This window comes from Parafrankia colletiae (assembly GCF_001854655.1).
GTDB lineage: Bacteria > Actinomycetota > Actinomycetes > Frankiales > Frankiaceae > Parafrankia > Parafrankia colletiae.
Genome location: NZ_MBLM01000141.1, coordinates 46,141 through 62,841, shown reverse-complemented (window position 1 = coordinate 62,841; position 16,701 = coordinate 46,141). Strand labels below are relative to the sequence as shown.

General features: G+C 71.5%; 13 protein-coding genes. 10 read left to right on the top strand and 3 right to left on the bottom strand.

All coding sequences use genetic code 11. The features are described from left to right. Nucleotides 1–30 precede the first annotated feature (30 nt). The 4 genes from CC117_RS24545 to CC117_RS24530 all read left to right on the top strand — a co-directional run bounded on the left by CC117_RS24545 (nt 31) and on the right by CC117_RS24530 (nt 4,910). Entirely contained in the window at nt 31–366 is a 336-nt protein-coding gene (locus CC117_RS24545) for a YnfA family protein (protein ID WP_071088101.1), read from the top strand. 589 nt (nt 367–955) lie between these two features. Then, nucleotides 956–1,891 carry a hypothetical protein gene (locus tag CC117_RS24540; RefSeq protein ID WP_131803127.1) on the top strand — a complete coding sequence of 312 codons (936 nt, stop codon included), beginning with the start codon at nt 956–958 and terminating at the stop codon, nt 1,889–1,891. A 587-nt stretch (nt 1,892–2,478) separates the two neighbouring features. Next, nucleotides 2,479–3,495, top strand: a complete 1,017-nt coding sequence (locus tag CC117_RS37565; RefSeq protein ID WP_071088096.1) for a hypothetical protein — start codon at nt 2,479–2,481, stop codon at nt 3,493–3,495. 59 nt (nt 3,496–3,554) lie between these two features. Then, nucleotides 3,555–4,910: a DUF692 domain-containing protein gene (locus tag CC117_RS24530; RefSeq protein WP_071088093.1), complete on the top strand. Its 1,356-nt coding sequence runs from the start codon at nt 3,555–3,557 to the stop codon at nt 4,908–4,910. Between the two features lie 28 nt (nt 4,911–4,938). Here the strand turns inward: CC117_RS24530 and CC117_RS24525 are convergent, their stop codons facing one another. After that, nucleotides 4,939–5,742, bottom strand: coding sequence for an RluA family pseudouridine synthase (locus tag CC117_RS24525; protein WP_071088148.1), 804 nt, complete (start codon nt 5,740–5,742; stop codon nt 4,939–4,941). A 332-nt stretch (nt 5,743–6,074) separates the two neighbouring features. Between CC117_RS24525 and CC117_RS24520 the strand changes: the two genes are divergently transcribed. After that, entirely contained in the window at nt 6,075–6,881 is an 807-nt protein-coding gene (locus tag CC117_RS24520) for an NUDIX domain-containing protein (RefSeq protein ID WP_265338905.1), read from the top strand. A gap of 54 nt (nt 6,882–6,935) precedes the next feature. Further along, nucleotides 6,936–8,129 carry an ABC transporter substrate-binding protein gene (locus CC117_RS24515; protein ID WP_071088089.1) on the top strand — a complete coding sequence of 398 codons (1,194 nt, stop codon included), beginning with the start codon at nt 6,936–6,938 and terminating at the stop codon, nt 8,127–8,129. 3 nt (nt 8,130–8,132) lie between these two features. Here the strand turns inward: CC117_RS24515 and CC117_RS24510 are convergent, their stop codons facing one another. Next, nucleotides 8,133–9,305: a glycerate kinase gene (locus tag CC117_RS24510; RefSeq protein ID WP_071088087.1), complete on the bottom strand. Its 1,173-nt coding sequence runs from the start codon at nt 9,303–9,305 to the stop codon at nt 8,133–8,135. Nucleotides 9,306–9,533: 228 nt separating this feature from the next. Here CC117_RS24510 and CC117_RS24505 point away from each other — a divergent pair, with 228 nt between their 5' ends. Continuing rightward, nucleotides 9,534–10,874, top strand: a complete 1,341-nt coding sequence (locus tag CC117_RS24505; protein ID WP_071088085.1) for an aspartate aminotransferase family protein — start codon at nt 9,534–9,536, stop codon at nt 10,872–10,874. A gap of 189 nt (nt 10,875–11,063) precedes the next feature. Here CC117_RS24505 and CC117_RS24500 read toward each other — a convergent pair whose 3' ends face one another. Continuing rightward, the gene (locus tag CC117_RS24500) at nt 11,064–13,298 is read right to left on the bottom strand and encodes an MMPL family transporter (RefSeq protein ID WP_071088083.1); all 2,235 of its coding nucleotides are present in this window, start codon (nt 13,296–13,298) and stop codon (nt 11,064–11,066) included. Between the two features lie 178 nt (nt 13,299–13,476). Here CC117_RS24500 and CC117_RS24495 point away from each other — a divergent pair, with 178 nt between their 5' ends. From CC117_RS24495 to CC117_RS24485, 3 genes are all read left to right on the top strand, one after another. After that, entirely contained in the window at nt 13,477–14,406 is a 930-nt protein-coding gene (locus tag CC117_RS24495; protein ID WP_071088081.1) for a TetR/AcrR family transcriptional regulator, read from the top strand. A 64-nt stretch (nt 14,407–14,470) separates the two neighbouring features. Continuing rightward, nucleotides 14,471–14,944 carry a DUF192 domain-containing protein gene (locus tag CC117_RS24490; RefSeq protein WP_241830380.1) on the top strand — a complete coding sequence of 158 codons (474 nt, stop codon included), beginning with the start codon at nt 14,471–14,473 and terminating at the stop codon, nt 14,942–14,944. 520 nt (nt 14,945–15,464) lie between these two features. Continuing rightward, entirely contained in the window at nt 15,465–16,193 is a 729-nt protein-coding gene (locus CC117_RS24485) for an SDR family NAD(P)-dependent oxidoreductase (protein WP_084132711.1), read from the top strand. Nucleotides 16,194–16,701: the final 508 nt, after the last annotated feature.

Genomic DNA, 16,701 nt, shown 5'->3' with positions numbered 1-16,701 from the left:
CCGTCCGCCGTCCACCGAAGGAGCACGCCTGTGACTGTCGTCCGCTCCCTCGCACTCTTCACGGTCGCCGCCCTGTTCGAGATCGGGGGGGCGTGGCTGGTGTGGCAGGGCGTGCGTGAGCACCGTGGCCTGCTGTGGGTCGGTGCCGGCGTGATCGCGCTCGGCCTGTACGGGTTCGCGGCGACGCTGCAGCCGGACGGCGACTTCGGACGCATCCTGGCCGCGTACGGGGGAGTCTTCGTCGCGGGCTCGATCGTCTGGGGGATGGTCGCCGACGGCTATCGCCCGGACCGGCTGGACGTCGTCGGCGCCACGGTGTGCCTTGCCGGCATGGCGATCATCATGTTCGCTCCGCGCGGCGGCTGACCGCCACTGCGGCAGGGCCTGTGCCGTCGACCGGAGGCAGGGAGCCGGGAACGAGGCGGCTGTCACGCGGATCGTGCACTCTCGCAGTCACGCGGAGAACACGCTCCCGTGGCCATTGAATTCCGGCGCGTGCCTGCTCGGTGGACCGTTACCGTCGGCTGCTCGACATAGTTGTCCACGATACGGTCGTTGCCTGACGCCGACATTCTGTTGAATCCGTGGAACCCAGATTTTTTGCGACGTTGACATTTCTCGAAGGCGAGCGGAAAGTCGCCGCACAGGATTCCTGTCTGATCGTGTCGGGTCTTCGCTCCCGGAGCTTGTCGCGGTCGCGTCCCGGCCGCGCGGGAAGGCGGCGCCGCTGGCTCACGCAGCCCTTGAGGGGGCATGCGAAGGCGATCCCGCCATCGTCGCCGAGCTGATCGGTGCGTGGGTGTCCGGTCGATTCTCCACGGCGGGCCGGAGATACGTCGTCGGTCTTCTCCTGGCTTCCACGCCAGCTGGGCACCATGGGTCGAAGCCTCGGGTGGTGGCTTTTCTGGACGAAGCGAGAAACCTCCGGACGGACGGTTACGGCCACGACATGAGGGTGGCAGAGCGTGCGTGTCGTGCTCTTGCCCAGGAGCTGTCGGAGCGGAGGAGATGGTCGCGGGAACTCGCCGTCGTCTTCGCGTCGACCGATCATCCCGGGCTGCTTGAGGCTCTCGTCCAGTGCTGGTTGGAGAAGCGCTACTCGGGCTCGGGTGATGTGCTTCTCGAGGCAATCAGGAGGAACCCGAACCTTCCTCGGCCAACCGGCGAGAACCCCGCTGTGGCGATCATCAGGAACCGGCTCGATCTCCTGGATGTCACCGACTGGCAGACGGTCGACGTCATGCTGGACTGCATCGAGGACCGATCGCTGCCCGGCCAGGGCGAGGAGTGTCGGCGGTTGCTGCTGCGGCTGCCTCCGGGTGCCGCTCGGGACCATCTGTGCCGGCGGGCACGGAGGAGTCCGGCGGGGCTTGCCGTAATGCGGGAGGCGGGCTGGCTTCTCAGCGACACCGAGGATCGGCTGCTCTTCTTCTTCCTCAACCGTGACCTGCGCTCGTATGCGGGCATGGATCCCGATGGCCGGCTCCTGCGCATTGCGTACCGGCGTTCCGACCCCCTGACACAGTCGACGATCAGGCAGCTCGTCCGGGAGCTGGACACCGCGCGCACCCAGCCCGCCTGCGCAGGCTCAGAGGGATCCGAAGACGCGGGCAAGCCGGAAACGGCGGTGCCCACAGGGGACATCGAGCGGGACTGGCCCGGATTCGTGACCTTCGATCTCGGCGATTTCTCCGCCGATGTCGGCTGCGGAGCGGCTCGGGCTTTCGCCGCACCCGTCCACCGCACCCGCACCGCGCCCGGCCGGGGCGGGCGTGGGCGTCGTAGCGGCCGCGGATTCATCGCGGGTGGTGGATGCGGGAGCGACTCCGCGGCGGAGCAGGTACGCAAATATGGCTGCGGACATGAAGCGGGCGGGTGTGGCGGCGGATGAGGGTTGGCTGGGCTGTCGGCGGTGCCTCCAGCGTGTGCTGCCGAGGAAATCCGTCGTTGTCCACCGATCCGTCGCACCCCTGATGTCAGGTACTCGACATAGTTGTCCGCGACAGGATCGGTGATCGACGCGGAAGGATCGGGAAACCACTGGACCCCGATATTTTGCGACGTTGACAAATGCGGGGAGCGGGTGGAAAGTCGCGACATCGAACTTTCCGGCTGATCGCCGCCGGCGTTCTCTGATTGGATGGTCGCATCATGGGGTTGCGGGTTCCGGAGGAGCAGCAGCGGTGGGGATCGTGGCGGGCGGAGCGGGTAACGCGGAGACTGATCGACCAGTTCGAGCAGGGTCGCGACAGGTCGTCGCTCCGGGAGCTTGTCGCGGTTGCCTCCCGACCGAGAGGGAAGGCGGCACCGCTGGCTCGTGCGGCGCTGGAAGCGGCCTGTGAGGGTGATCCCAACCTCATCACCACCCTGATTCATGAATGGGTGTCCGGTCGTTTCTCGGCCGCGAGTCGGCGTTGCGTCGTAGCCCTGCTCCTGGTGCCTGCTCCGGCCGCGAGCCACGAACCGAAGGTTCGGATCGTGGCTTTTCTGGATGAAACGTCCAACCTCCGCCTGGACGGTGACGGCCGCCGCAGCGTGACGACGGCGGAGCTGAGGGAGCGAACGCCCCGTGCGCTGGCTCAGGAGCTGTCGGAGTATGGCGGGTGGTCGCAGGACCTCGCCGCCGTGTTCGCCGCGACTGACCACCCCGCGCTGCTGGCGGCTCTCGTCCAGTGCTGGCTGGAGAAGCGCGGCTCGGGTTCGGGTAACACGCACCTGAGGGCGATAGTAAACAATCCAAACCTTCCCAGGGCGGTGGGCGAGAATCCGATGGTCGCGGTTCTCAAGGGCCGGCCGGACGCGCTTGATCCGACTGACTGGCAGACGGTCGACGTCCTGCTGGAATGTGCCGGTAATCCACTGCTCCCCGGCCAGGCGGAGGAATGTCGGCGGCAACTGCTGCAGCTTCCTCCAGGCGCGGCCCGGGAACATCTGTGCCGGCTGGCGCGGAACAGCGCACCCGCACTGGCGGTGGTGCGCCAGGCGGGCTGGTATCCCGAAGACGAGGCGGAGCGGCTGCTCTTCTACTTCCTCACCAGGGATCTGTGGTCCTACGCGGTCAGGGATCCTGACGGCCGCCTGCTGCGGGATGCCTACCGGCGCTCCGATGTCTCGACGCAGGCGGCCATCAGAAAGGTCGTGCGTGAGCTGGCCGCCGCACGCACCAGCGCCGCCGGAGTGGGTTCACGAACCGCTGGAAACGTGGGCGGTCCGGGTAGCGCGACGCACGGAGGGGACCTCGAACGAGGCTGGCACGGCTTCGTCACCTTCGATCTCGTCGGTTTCTCCGCCGACGTCGGTTGCGGAGCGGTTCCGGCCCCCGTTGCTTCTCCCCGCGGCACCCGCTCCGGGTCCAGGCGGCGAGGCGGCGGCCTCGGGAACGGTGGAATCGACGCGAGTTGGTCCGCGTTCGGCGGCGGCTGCGGAAGCGCAGGCGGCTGTGGGGGCGGTGGCTGCGGGGGCGGCGGAGGGGGGTGCGGTGGAGGTGGGTGCTGACGACGAACGGCACTCCACAACCACGGGGGCGTGGTGGCCGGCAGGATCGGAGGAGCGGTATGACTGGTGCGACCACAGGAGCCGGTCTGTCGCTGGGCTGCGGCATCGGCTGGCGGCCGGAGATCGACGCGGTGATCGCCGAGCTGCCTGAGATCGGCTTCGTCGAGGTGATCGCGGAGAACGTCGACCCGGACCGCCTTCCCCCGGGCCTGGTCGAGCTGCGTGCACGTGGCGTCCCGGTGATCCCGCACGGCGTCTCGCTGAACCTGGGCGGCGCGGACCGTCCCGAACGCCCGCGCCTGGCCCGGCTGGCCGCTGTCGCCGAGGCACTCGGTGCGCCGCTGGTCAGCGAGCACATGGCCTTCTGCCGGGTCGGGGCGCTGGACAGCGGGCATCTGCTTCCGGTGCCGCGGACCCGTGAGGCGCTGGCGGTGATCGTCCGGAACGTGCGGGCCGCCCGGGCGGCGCTGCCGGTGCCCCTGGCGCTGGAGAACGTCGCCCCGCTGCTCGGCTGGCCCGCCGACGAGCTCACCGAGGGCCAGTTCGTCGGCGAGCTCGTCGAGCGGGCGGATGTCGGACTGCTGCTCGATGTGGCGAACCTGCACACTGCCCGCGTCAACCTCGGGCTGGCCGACTCCCTCCGGGAGCTCGACGAGCTGCCCCTGGAGCGACTCGCGTACGTCCATGTCGCCGGTGGGGTCCTGCGGCACGGGTTGTGGCATGACACCCACACCCATCCGCTCGCCGGGCCCGTCCTGGACCTCCTGGCCGCGGTCGCGTCGCGTGTGGACCTGCCCGGATTCCTGCTCGAGCGCGACGGTGCGTACCCGTCCGCCGCCGGACTGGCGGCCGAGCTGGCCCAGATCCGCGCCACCGTGGCGTCCGCGAGCCGGCCCACCGCCGGCTCGCCCTCCCCGAACCGACCCTCCCCGAACCGGGCACCCGTGGACCCGCCATCTCCGGACCGAGCGGTGGCGGCCGTGGCCGTGCCGGCTGTGTCGTCCGGCGGGCGGACGTCCCGGCGTCCTGGTCGAGGTAGCTGGGCAGGTCGGGGGAGAGCGGCGCTGGCGCGGAGCACGCCCGGCGGCGCGGGTGACCGGAGGAAGCTCGGGAGAGCCCAGCGCGCGCTGCTGGCGGCCCTCGTCGCGGGGGCGCCCCTCCCCGCCGGATTCGACGCGGGCCGGGTCGAGGCCCAGTCCGCGGCGCTGGTCGAGAAGCGCCTGTGGGGGGTAGCCCACCGCCTGCCCGACCTGGTCGACCAGCTCGACGGGCGCTTCCCGCACCTGTTCCGGGACTACGCCGCCGGAACGCCACGGCCGCCGGGCGGCTCACTGGCCGACGCCAGGGCCTTCGCCGCCTTCGCGGCACGCCACCTCGGCCCCGCCGGCGCGGCGGTGCCCGGCCGCTGGGTCTGAACATCCGGCGACGGGGCGGTCAAGCTGCTCAGAAGGCTGCCGGGGCGGTGAACCCGGCGAGGGCGGCGGCGGCCGCCGCCGCTTCGGCGGGATCCAGTGCGGCCCAGAAGTCCGCCCCGGGCGCGGCCTCGGTGAACCTGCGGCGACCACCGTCCCAGGCCGCGTCGTAGGCCAGCTGCCAGGAGTGCAGGAACGTGCGCGTGACGGGGGCCCGCTCGAACAGCGGGTCGCCCTCGATGGGGTGCCCGATCCAGGCGAGGTGGACCCGGATCTGGTGCCGGCGGCCGCTGACCGGGCGCGCCACGAGCAGCGTGTGCTGGTCGCCCTGCCACACACGGGCGATGCGGGTGATGGAGGGATAGGTCCTGACGTGCGGAAACGTCTTGGCCGCGGGAACCGTCCACAGCATGCCGCCGCCGTCGGGGGCGGAGTGGCCGGCGTCGGCGGGCAGGGCGACGATGTCGGCACGGTTGGCCGCGATGCGCACCCGGTTCTTGCGGCCCACGCTGAGCGGGAGGTCGATGGTGGCTGTCTCGGGGACTCCTCGGGTACGGGTCAGCGCAAGGTARGCCTTCTCCACGGTGCGGCGGTTGAACTGCCGGGTGAGGTCGCCGTGGAAGCGCAGCTCCCTGGCGAACAGGACGACTCCGGAGGTCACCTTGTCGATCCGGTGTGCCGGGAAGAGCTCCTCGCCGGCGGCCCGAGCCATGGTGACGAGGTCGGTGTCGTGCCGTTCGCCCATGACGGACACACCGACTGGTTTGTCCAGGGCGAGGACCGCCTCGTCCTCGAAGATCCGCCGCTCCTCGCGGACTCTTGTCCACTCCGTCACGAGACCGCCCATCCCCACCGTGTCGATGCTCACAATTCAAGTATTCGCCACGCGGCAGGCGGGGGAACGGGAACCTCCGGGAAGGAGAGGGTCTGTTCTGACCTGCGTGGGCGGCCTCGAGGTTTCCGACCTGTTTCAGGTGCTCGGCCGCGCGCGGCCCGCACCCGGCTGGATCGGCGCCGGGCCCGGCAACTGGCTGACAGTGCGCAAGCCGATGTCGGAAACCGTCGAGGATTCGTGTAATAAGCCCAGTAGCAGCTAGTTTGCCCGTAGCGGCAGAAGGGACCATCATGACTGCCGGCTCCCGCCAGCCAGACCATTCGTCACATTCCGTGACCGCGTTGCGTGTGCCCGGGCTCACCGCCTCGATGCCCGGCCAGACCCTGGCGCCGGCCCCGGGGGGCGAGGGCGGCGCGCGTGCCGCCCGGTCCGGTGGTGTGGTGGGGGTCGCGGGTGCGGTGGCGGGCGAGGCACCGAGTGCGGCGAACGGCGGCGGTGCCCCGGGCCGCGCGGGCCCCGGCGGCGCCGCCCCCACCGACGTGGTGGCCCAGCCGGAGGCCGTCGACTGGTTGAAGGCCACCGAGAACGGCAACGGGGGCCCGCCGATGGCCCGGCCCCGGGCCGCCGCCGGGGCGCTCTTCTTCGACGAGGAGGGCCGGGTGCTGCTGGTCGAACCGTCCTACAAGCCCGGCTGGGACATTCCCGGTGGCTTCATCGAACCCGGTGAGTCGCCGTACGCGGCCTGTGTCCGCGAGGTGGAGGAGGAGATCGGCATCGTCCCGCCGATCGGGCCGCTGCTGGTCGTGGACTGGGCGTCCGACGGGCGGGTCGGCGACATGCTGCTTTTCGTCTTCGACGGGGGACTGCTGCCGACGGCCTGGCGGGACCGCATCCGCCTCGACATGAACGAGATCATCAACTGTGCGTTCACGCCGTTGTCCGAGGTCGGGGAGGTGCTTCCCGTTCTGCACGCGCGCCGCGTGCGCGCGGCGGCCGGGCTGCGCGGTCAGCACCACGGCGCCGGCTATCTGGAGCACGGCTACCTGGTGCCCGCCGAATCCCCGCCGACCGCCGGGCCGGTCGGACCGCCCGCATCGGCCCGCTCCGGCGCCGCGGATTCCCGCCCGAACGGCGGCTGATCCTGCCTACAGTCTGACGACGGACCTTCCCCACACTTTTTCGGAACAGGCACGATGAGACGACCTCGCGCCGCCGCGCTCACGGCGTGCCTGCTCGCAGCCCTGCTGACGGGTGCTGCCCTGCTCGCGGCCTGCGACCCGCGCGACGACACCCGCGCCGCGGCCAGCGCGGGCGGCCTCGGCGGTAGCGGCGCTGGCGAGGATGCCGGCGTCCCGGTCACCGCGGTGCGGCTGCAGCTGCAGTGGTTCACCCAGGCGCAGTTCGCCGGCTACATCGCCGCCCGCGACAAGGGCTTCTACGCGGACGTCGGCCTGGCCGTGGAGATTCTCGAGGGCGGCACCGAGATCGTGCCGCAGGAGGTCCTCGCGCAGGGGAGGGCGGACTTCGCGATCGCCTGGGTACCCAAGGCTCTCGCCGCGCGTGAGCAGGGCGCGCGGATCACCGACGTCGGCCAGATCTTCCAGCGCTCGGGGACGTGGCAGGTGAGCTTCGCCGACGCGGGCATCCGCCAACCGGCGGACCTGCGCGGCCGGCGGGTCGGGACCTGGGGTTTCGGCAACGAGTTCGAGCTGTTCGCCGGTATGGCCGGAGCAGGGCTCGACCCGGGCGCGGACGCGACCCTCGTCCAGCAGGAGTTCGACGTCACAGCGCTGTTGTCGGGCGAGATCGACGCCGCCGCCGCGATGAGCTACAACGAGTACGCCCAGATCCTCGAGGCGGAGAACCCCCGCACCGGCAGGCTCTACACCTCCGAGGACCTCGCCGTCATCGACTGGAACGACGTCGGCACCGCCATGCTGCAGGACGCCATCTGGGCTTCCACCCCGAGGCTCGAGAGCGACCCGGCCTACCGGCGGACGACCACCCGGTTCCTGGAGGCCTCCCTGCGGGGCTGGGCGTACTGCCGGGACAACGCGCGGGAGTGTCGTGATCTGGTGGTCGCGGCCGGTTCGCAGCTCGGCGCCAGCCACCAGCTCTGGCAGATGAACGAGGTCAACAAGCTCATCTGGCCGTCCCCGCAGGGCATCGGCGTGATCGACCAGGCGTCCTGGCAGCGGACGGTCGAGATCGCCCGGGGCACCCGCAACGCCGACGGCCGGGCCGTCCTGCGCGCCGACCCGGCCGGGCCCGCCTACACCAACGAGTTCGCCCGGGAGGCGCTGGCGAACCTGCGGGCCGCGGACGTCGACGTCACCGGCGAGAGCTTCGAACCGATCGAGGTGACGCCGAGCCCCGGCGGCGCATGAGCCTCAGGTCACCAGCCGGCGGGACGCGGCCAGGCGGGTCCCCGCGCGGGTGAGCCAGTGGCCCGGCCGGGCGATGGCCGCCGCCCGGTCCCCGGCCAGGTCGACGAGCGCCAGGGCCTCGCTGACCATGGGCGGGACGGGCCCGTCGAGCTGGCCCGCGACCAGCAGGACGGGCACCCGTGCCGCCGCCGCCAGGTCGAGCACGCCGCCGACCACCTTGCCACCCGTCGACGTCCGGTCGAAGCGCCCCTCGCCCGTGATCACCAGATCGGCCTGTGCCAGCGCGGCGGGCAGGGCCGCCTGCTCGGCGATGGTGCGGGCGCCGGGTACGAGCGTCGCGTCGAGCGCGGCGGCCAGCCCGTAGGCGGTCCCGCCGGCCGCACCTGTCCCGGGCCGCGTGGCGAGCCTGCCGCCCACCGCGGCGCTGCCGGGCATGAGGTCGGCGAGGCGCGCCAGTCCGGCGTCCAGCCGGGCGATCTGCTCCGGCCCGGCTCCCTTCTGCGGGCCGAAGACGGCCGCCGCGCCGGTGGGGCCGAGCAGCGGAGAGTCAACGTCGACCAGGGCCTGGAGACCGTCCGGTGGCCCGGGGCGCAGCCCGCGCAGGTCGACGGCGGCCAGGTCGGCCAGCGGGCCGCCACCGGGGGGCAGCGGCTGGCCGTCGGCGTCCAGGAAACGCGCACCGAGGGCCCGCAGGACGCCGGTGCCGCCGTCGGTGGACGCCGAGCCGCCGAGCGCCACCAGGATCCTGCGGGCGCCCTCGTCCAGCGCCGCGCCGATCAGCTCGCCGAGGCCGGTGGTGTGCGCGCCGAGCGGGTCCGGCTCCCGCATCAGCGGCAGCCCACTGGCCTCGGCGAGCTCGACCAGGGCCGACCCGTCCGGGAGAGCCAGCCAGGCGGCGCCGGGCACGGTGCGTCCGTCCGGCCCGGTCACGTCGCGCCGCTGCCGGCGTGCGCCGGGGACGGCGGCGGCGAACACGTCGAGGGTGCCCTCCCCGCCGTCGGCGATCGGGATCGTCACCACGGTGTCGTCCGGGCGGGTCGCGGACCAGCCGTTGGCCAGGGCAGCCGCCGCGTCGGTGGCCGGGATCGATCCCTTGAACGAGTCGGGCGCGATCACGACCCGCAGTGGACGCCCGGAGGTCGTGGGCGTCGGCGGCGAGGCTGCGGGGACGGACATGGAACTCCCTTCCGTGATGGCCGGCCGGCCGGCCGACCCCGACCCCGACCTGGTACCGGTGCCTGCCGGTGCCTGCCGGTGCCGCGACGAGGGCGGGTGGCGATCTCCCTCACTGTGCCGCATCACCCGCCGACGGCGCTGGCGGGGATCCGGTGTGCGTGGTCAGATGCATACTCCAGGCGACACCCCGGTGGCGGGTGCCCGAGACCCGGTGGTTCTGGAGGCGACGTGACCGATGCCAGCACGACGGCCGCCGTTGACCACCGGCATGTGTTCCACTCGTGGTCCGCCCAGGGGAGCCATCGCCCGCTGGTGGTGGCCGGCGCCGAGGGAAGCTGGTTCTGGGACGAGCACGGCCGGCGCTACCTCGACTTCGCCTCGCAGCTGGTCTACGCCAACATCGGCCACCAGCACCCCGCGGTGGTCGAGGCGGTCGTGGCCCAGGCCCGCGATCTGGTGACGATCGCGCCCTTCCACGCGCACGCCGTGCGCTCGGAGGCGGCGCGCCTCATCGCCGACCGGGCTCCCGGTGATCTCGACCGGGTCTTCTTCACCAATGGCGGCGCGGAGGCGACCGAGAACGCGTTGCGGATGGCCCGGCTCGCCACCGGCCGACACAAGATCCTCACCGCGTACCGGTCGTATCACGGGGCCACCGCCGGCGCGATCACGCTGACCGGGGAGCCGCGGCGCTGGCCCAGCGAACCCGGAATTCCGGGCGTCGTCCGCTTCTTCGGGCCCTACCTGTACCGCTCGTCGTTCCACGCCGCGAACGCCGGTGAGGAAGGCGAGCGCGCGCTGGCGCACCTCGCCGAGGTGGTCGAGCTGGAAGGCCCGGGAACCATCGCCGCCATCATGATCGAGCCGGTCGTCGGGACGAACGGCATCCTGGTGCCTCCGGACGGATATCTCGCCGGCGTCCGCGACCTGTGTACCGCCCACGGCATCGTTTTCATCGCCGACGAGGTGATGTCCGGGTTCGGGCGCTGCGGGGAATGGTTCGCCGTCGACCGCTGGAACGTCGTCCCCGACCTGGTCTGCTTCGCCAAGGGCGTCAATTCCGGCTATGCCCCGCTCGGTGGTGTCATCCTCGCCCCGCACATCGCGGAGAGGTTCGCACGGCAGCCCTATCCGGGCGGGCTCACCTATTCAGGTCACCTGCTCGGCTGCGCGGCGGCGGTGGCGTCCATCGGCGCTTTCGAGGCGGAGGGGATCCTCGCCCGGACCCGGCGGCTGGGCGAGGAGGTCATCGGGCCGGAACTGGCCGCGCTTGCGCGGCGGCACCCGTGCGTGGGCGAGGTGCGCGGCCTCGGCGCTTTCTGGGCGCTGGAACTCGTCCGCGACCGCGGCACGCGCGAGCCGCTCGTCCCGTTCAATGCGACCGGGCCGGACGCGCGGCCGATGGCGGCCCTCACCGAGGCCTGCCGGCAACGTGGGCTCTGGCCGTTCATCCAGTCCAACCGGGTCCACATCGCGCCGCCCTGTACGACGACCGCCCAGGAGGTCAGGCTCGGTCTGGCGATCCTGGACGAGGCGCTGACCGTGGCGGACAGCCACCAGGCCGGATAGGCCACCAGGCCGGGCAGACCACCAGGCCGGGCAGACCACCAGGCCGGACAGCCCCCGGGAGGGGAACCCGCTCCCGGAAACGCGACACCCGGCTCGCGGGCCCCTGATGGGCAGGGGAGCGAGCCGGGCGGCGGGCAGCTGAACACGGGTTGAAAGGGGCTGGCCGGCCGAGGCCGGCCAGCCGGTGGATCAGTGGGTGCGCTCGGTCTCGGCCGACCCGTGTGGCTGCTGGGGGACTTCGTCGGAGAGCCCGAGGGGGAGCGCCTCCGGGTCGACCTCGGGGAGGTCGTCCGGGGACTCGACCGACAGGTGCGGAATGACCCGGTCGAGGCTGCGGGGCAGCCACCAGTTCGCCCGGCCGAAAAGGTGCATGAGTGCCGGCACCAGAACCGTGCGAATGACGAAGGCGTCGATGGCGATGGCGAGGGCGAGCCCCAGTCCGAACAGTTTGATGACCCGCTCGTCGCCGAGAATGAACGACGCGAACACCAGGGTCATGATGGCGCCGGCGGCGGAGACGACGCGACCGGTCTCCGCCTGGCCGAGCGAAACCGCGATGCGGTTGTCGCGGCGGGCGACCCATTCCTCGTGCATGCGGCTGACGAGGAAGACCTCGTAGTCCATGGAAAGGCCGAAGAGGATCGCGAACAGCATCACCGGGAGGAATGCCTCGATCGGCCCCGGGCTGATACCGAAGACGTCCGAGAGCCAGCCCCACTGGAACACCGCGACAACGGCGCCGAACGCCGCGCCGACGRCCAGCAGGTTCATCAGCGAGGCAGTGAGGGGAATCAGCAGGCTGCGGAACACGGCGACCAGCAGGATGAACGCGAGCGCGACGACGATTCCGATGAACAGCGGCAGCTTGTCGGCCAGGACCGCCGCGAAGTCCTCGAAGGTCGCTGTGCCACCGCCCACATAGACCGGCGCCGCACCGGCGGTCGCCCGCGGGATGACGTCGTCACGCAGCCTCTCGAGGAGCTCCGCGGTCTCCGGCGCCTGCGGGCTGGAGGACGGGTAGAGCGTGGCGATCGCGGCCCGGCCGTTCGGGCTCTCCCTCAGCGGGGTCACCGACGCGACGCCCTCGGTGTCCCTCGCGGCCTCGATGGTCCGCTCGAACGTCTGCAGGTCCGCCGGGGCCGAGATCTCGGTGGCGAGGACGAACGGCCCGTTGAATCCGGGCCCGAAGCCGTCGGCGAGCAGCTCGTAGCCCCGCTTGGTGCTCTTGCTGTCCGATCCGTTGCCGAGGTCGGACGATCCCAGCCGCAGGGAGAAGAAGGGGATCGCGATGACAGCGATGGCCGCGGCGGTGACCACGGCCAGGATCGCCGGGCGCCGCTCGACACCCTTGGCCCACCGCCACCAGAAGCCGGACGGCTGCTCGGGCTCGGGCCCGTTGGCATCGATCCGGCGGCGTTCACGGCGGCTGAGTACCTTGCGCCCGTAGAAGCCGAGCAGGGCTGGTAGCAGGGTCACCGAGGCCAGCATGGTCATCGCCACCGCCAGAGCGGCGGAGATCGCCACGCCGTAGAGGAAGGTGACACCGAGGGCGAAGAGGCCGAGCAGCGCGATGCAGACCGTCATCCCGGCGAAGAGCACGGCGCGGCCGGAGGTGTTGACCGCGTTGATCGCGGCGTCCTCGGGTGAGCGGCCGGCGCGCAGACCGACGCGGTGGCGGTTCACGATGAACAGGGCGTAGTCGATGCCGACACCCAGCCCGATGAGGGTCGCGAGCATCGTGCTGAACTCGGCGACCGAGGTCAGGTGGGACACCTGGACGGTGAGGCTGAGCCCGACGCCGAGCGCCACCACCGCCGTGATCAGCGGGAGCGTGACCGCGAGCAGGGACCCGAATGCCAGGAACAGGATGACGGCCGCGGCCACGATGCCGATGAGCTCGCTCGCGCCCTGCTCAGCCTGCTCGACCACGGCGGCGACCTGCCCGGTCGCCTCGACCTGCAGCGCGTCGCGATCGTAGGAACGCGCGGTGTCGACCACGTGCTCGATATCGGACCGTGCGAGCTCGTTGCCGGGCAGGTCGAGCGCGACGGTCGCGAACGCAGTGGTGCCCGCCTGGTTGATCTGGCCTTCGCCCTGCGGGCTGAACGGCCCGATGACCTCGGTGACGTGCGGCAGCTCGGCGAGCTCGTCCACCAGGTCCGTGATCTGGGCCCGGAGTGCGGCGTCGTTCAGCGTGCCGGTGCGGGCGTGGAGGACGATCGACGCGCTGTCACCGGACTGGGCGGGGAAGTCGCGCTCGAGGAGGTCGATCGCCTTCTGGGAGTCGGTGCCGGGCAGCGAGAACGTGTCCTTGTAGTCGTCGCCGGTGACCCGGCCGAGAGCTGTCAGCCCGACAAGAGCCGCTACCCACACGAACAGGACGAGCCAGCGGTGCTGGAAGCACCAGCGCGCGAGCTTTGCCATGATCTCCCCTCGGAGGTTCTGGAAGGCCGATGCGTCACTGTCCGTGACCCGGTAACGGCCCTTGCTGATCGACGGTGGTCCCGGTGGGCGCCGTGCACGTAACTCTACTTACCGATCGGTCGGTAAGTAGAGTCAGGGTAACATTCGCGCCTGACCCGTCCTCTGGGGGTGAGAACTGGTGGTCGCCGGACGCTCGCGTTCGCAGGGAGTCGACACCCGCACGCGGATCCTTGCGGCCGCCGTGGAGCTCTTCGTGGAACGAGGGTATGCGGGTACGTCGGTGCGTGACATCTCCGAACGACTCGGAGTGACGAAGGCCGCGCTCTACTACCACTTCTCGTCCAAGGAGATGATTCTCGACGCGTTGATTTCGCCCTTCGAGTCAGGGTTCGCGCAGTTGGTCGAGTTGGCTCGGTGTGACCCTCCGCCGCCGCCGCACACGATCCTCACCGCGCTGGTGAGACTGCTGGCCGAGACCGGGGTCGTGCTCTGCGCGTTCGCGAATGATCCCTCGGTGCTGCATCACCGGATCGGTAAGGACGACATCCTTTCCCAGCAGGAGGCGATCATCGGAGCGCTCGCCGGCCCACGGCCCACTCCGGCCCGGCTCCTGCGGGCCCGCTGCGCGGTGGGATGTGTGCAGAGCGGCGTCATGGGCAGTGCGATGYAACGGCTGCGCAGCCGCGGCGGCGTGGCCGGCGACGGACCCGCCCCCGGTCCCGCCGTGGCAGCCGCGGCAGCCGTGAGCGGCCCGGCGGCCACGGACAGCACGCCGAGCGCGGTGGATGGCGCCCCGGGCACATCGGCGGGCGGCGCGGTGACACCGCCGAGCGGCCCGGCGGGGTGGGCCGCGGAAAAGGGGGGTGCGCGGCCGGTCGCGGGTGCTACCACCACTGGCGTGGGGAGTCCGACAGGCGTTCGGGTCCTGACCGGATTTACTGGAGACGGCGGTGCGGATGGCCTGGCAGCCGCGGTGACCCGTGTCGGCGCGCTGTCACCGTTCGCGCCGCTGCTGCCCGAGGAACTTCAGCGTCTGATCGTGGAGGCCGCTCTTGCCGCGCTGGGACCAGAGCAGCCCACGGACCCGTCCGCGGGCCGGCGCCCGTAGCGCGCGTATCGCCCGTATCGGGCGTGACGGGCGTGACGGGCGCAGCTCGGATGATCCGTCACGGTTGCGTGCGCGGGCGGCCCATGCCCTGGTGACGGCCGGTACTGCCGTGTTCGTCGTCGCCTGTGACGGGACCGCGAGTTCTGGTGACGCGGCGGGCCCGGCAGTGGAGCCGACGATCACCGTCCGGGTCCGCGGGCTCACGGTCGAGGCCGAGGTCGCCGACAGTGACGCGGAGCGGCGCCAAGGCCTGATGTTTCRCACCCACCTGCCCCCCGGGCAGGGAATGATCTTTGATTTCGGGGGCGAGACGACATCAGGCTTTTACATGTACCGCACCGTGCTGCCCCTTTCGATCATGTTTGTCCGGGACGGTAGGGTTGTCGGCGTGCGGGAGATGACGCCGTGTCCGGGCGACGATCCGTCTGCCTGCCCCGTCTACTACCCGGACGGGGTCTACACGCACGCGGTGGAGGCTCCGGCGCACACCTTCGCCGGTGTCGTCGTCGGTGATCCGGTGGCGATGGGTTCGGACTGACGGCAGGGTGTAGCCGATGGTCGGCAGGTTCGACAGGTGTGGTGGCTCCCGCAGGCGTGAGCTACGTCTCGATGTCCGGTAGATGTCAATGCTGTGTCATTCCGCCCGGAAAATCCGGGCGGAATTCGGCACATGCTTCGGCGAGGTGAATCCGCATCTGGTCTGCCGCTGACCTGAGGAATGTGTGGTAAGGGAGCAAGGCCCGATGTCGTCCATCTGACGATGGACGACCCGGCCTCGGGACGATGAAATGGTGGAGCCGCTCGAAGCGAGCCGGCGGTGGGCGGGAGTGCACGCTGATCCCGCCACACGTGGAACGCCGATGGTGGAGGGCGACATAAACGGAAGCAGTAGGTGACGTGATACCTGTGCCGGAACGGGACCACGGGGGGGACCGTGTGACCCGAGGTGGTGGGCTGTGAACGCTCGGCCCCGCGCGGCTGCCCGCGAGGGGGGCCAGGCCGCCGTGCCCAGCGGCGCGCGACCCGCCTCGTCGAGGGGATGGCCGCCACGCACTGCCGTGGTGACCGGAGCCAGCTCCGGCATCGGACGGGAGGCGGCCCTCCTGCTCGCTGATCAGAACTGTCGTTCACTCCTGGTAGGTCGCAACGGCGCGGCGCTGGACGAGGTCGCCGCCGCGACCCAGGGGCATCGGATAGCCGTGGACCTCGCCGGTCCTGGCAGTGAGGTCACCGTGGCCTCCCGCGCCTCGGAACTTCTCGGCGACGTGGATCTGCTGATCTGCTCGGCGGGTCTGGGCGCGGCGGGGCCGTTCGACGTGATGCCTCCGTCCGCGATCCAGGATCTTGTCGCGGTCAACGTCCTGGCCCCGATGATGCTCGTCCGGGCCATGCTGCCGGCGATGCTCGACCGTGGGCAGGGCCGGATCCTGCTCGTCGGCAGCATCGCGGGTGCGCTGGGTGTGCGCGGCGAGGTCGCGTACTCGGCGTCGAAGGCGGCGATGGTCGGCTTTGCCGACGCGCTGCGGTCCGAAGTCGGGGGACGTGGCATCAGCGTCACGTTGTGTTTACCGGGAGCTGTGGACACGCCCTTCTTCCACCGGCGCGGCGCACCGTACGTGCGCCGGTGGCCGCGTCCCATCCCGGCCGGTCTGGTGGCACAGCGGATGCTCACCGCCACCGGCCGAGGGGACGCGGAGGTGTGGGTTCCCCGCTGGCTGTCCGCCGCCGCGCGCGTTCACGGCGCGGCGCCGTCGCTGTACCGCCGCCTGGCCGGTGTCTTCGGATGATGTGCGCATCCGGCGGCCCCGGCCCGGGAGGTGAGTGAGCGGACCGAACTACTCCAGTCGCCGCCGGTGACCTCACCGGCGGCGATGGCGGATCCGGGGCGTCGCCCGCGCGGTGGCGTCCCGGCCATGCCGCTGTGAGCACAGCAACACCGCAACAGCACCACCGCAAGGCCGCTGTGAACACCGCAACGCCCCGCCTCTGACCACGGCATGCGTCGCCCGGGCGGACCCACCGCCGCCCCGGGCACGCACTGTGCCTGGCCCCGACCGCCCAGACCGGGGTGACCCGGTCACGTTACCGAGACCGGGCCAGCCTGCCGGACCGACCGGCATCCGGCCTGACCGGCGGCGGCCCTGCCAGCACACCCTCCGGCCAGCGGTGGCGGCTCCGGCGATCGGGCCCGCACGATGGCCGGAGCCACCGCGGGTCGGCAGACATCGCGGTCGGCACGCACGGCGGTGGGCCGGCACGAACGACGCACACGACGCACACCGCACCGCGCACCCG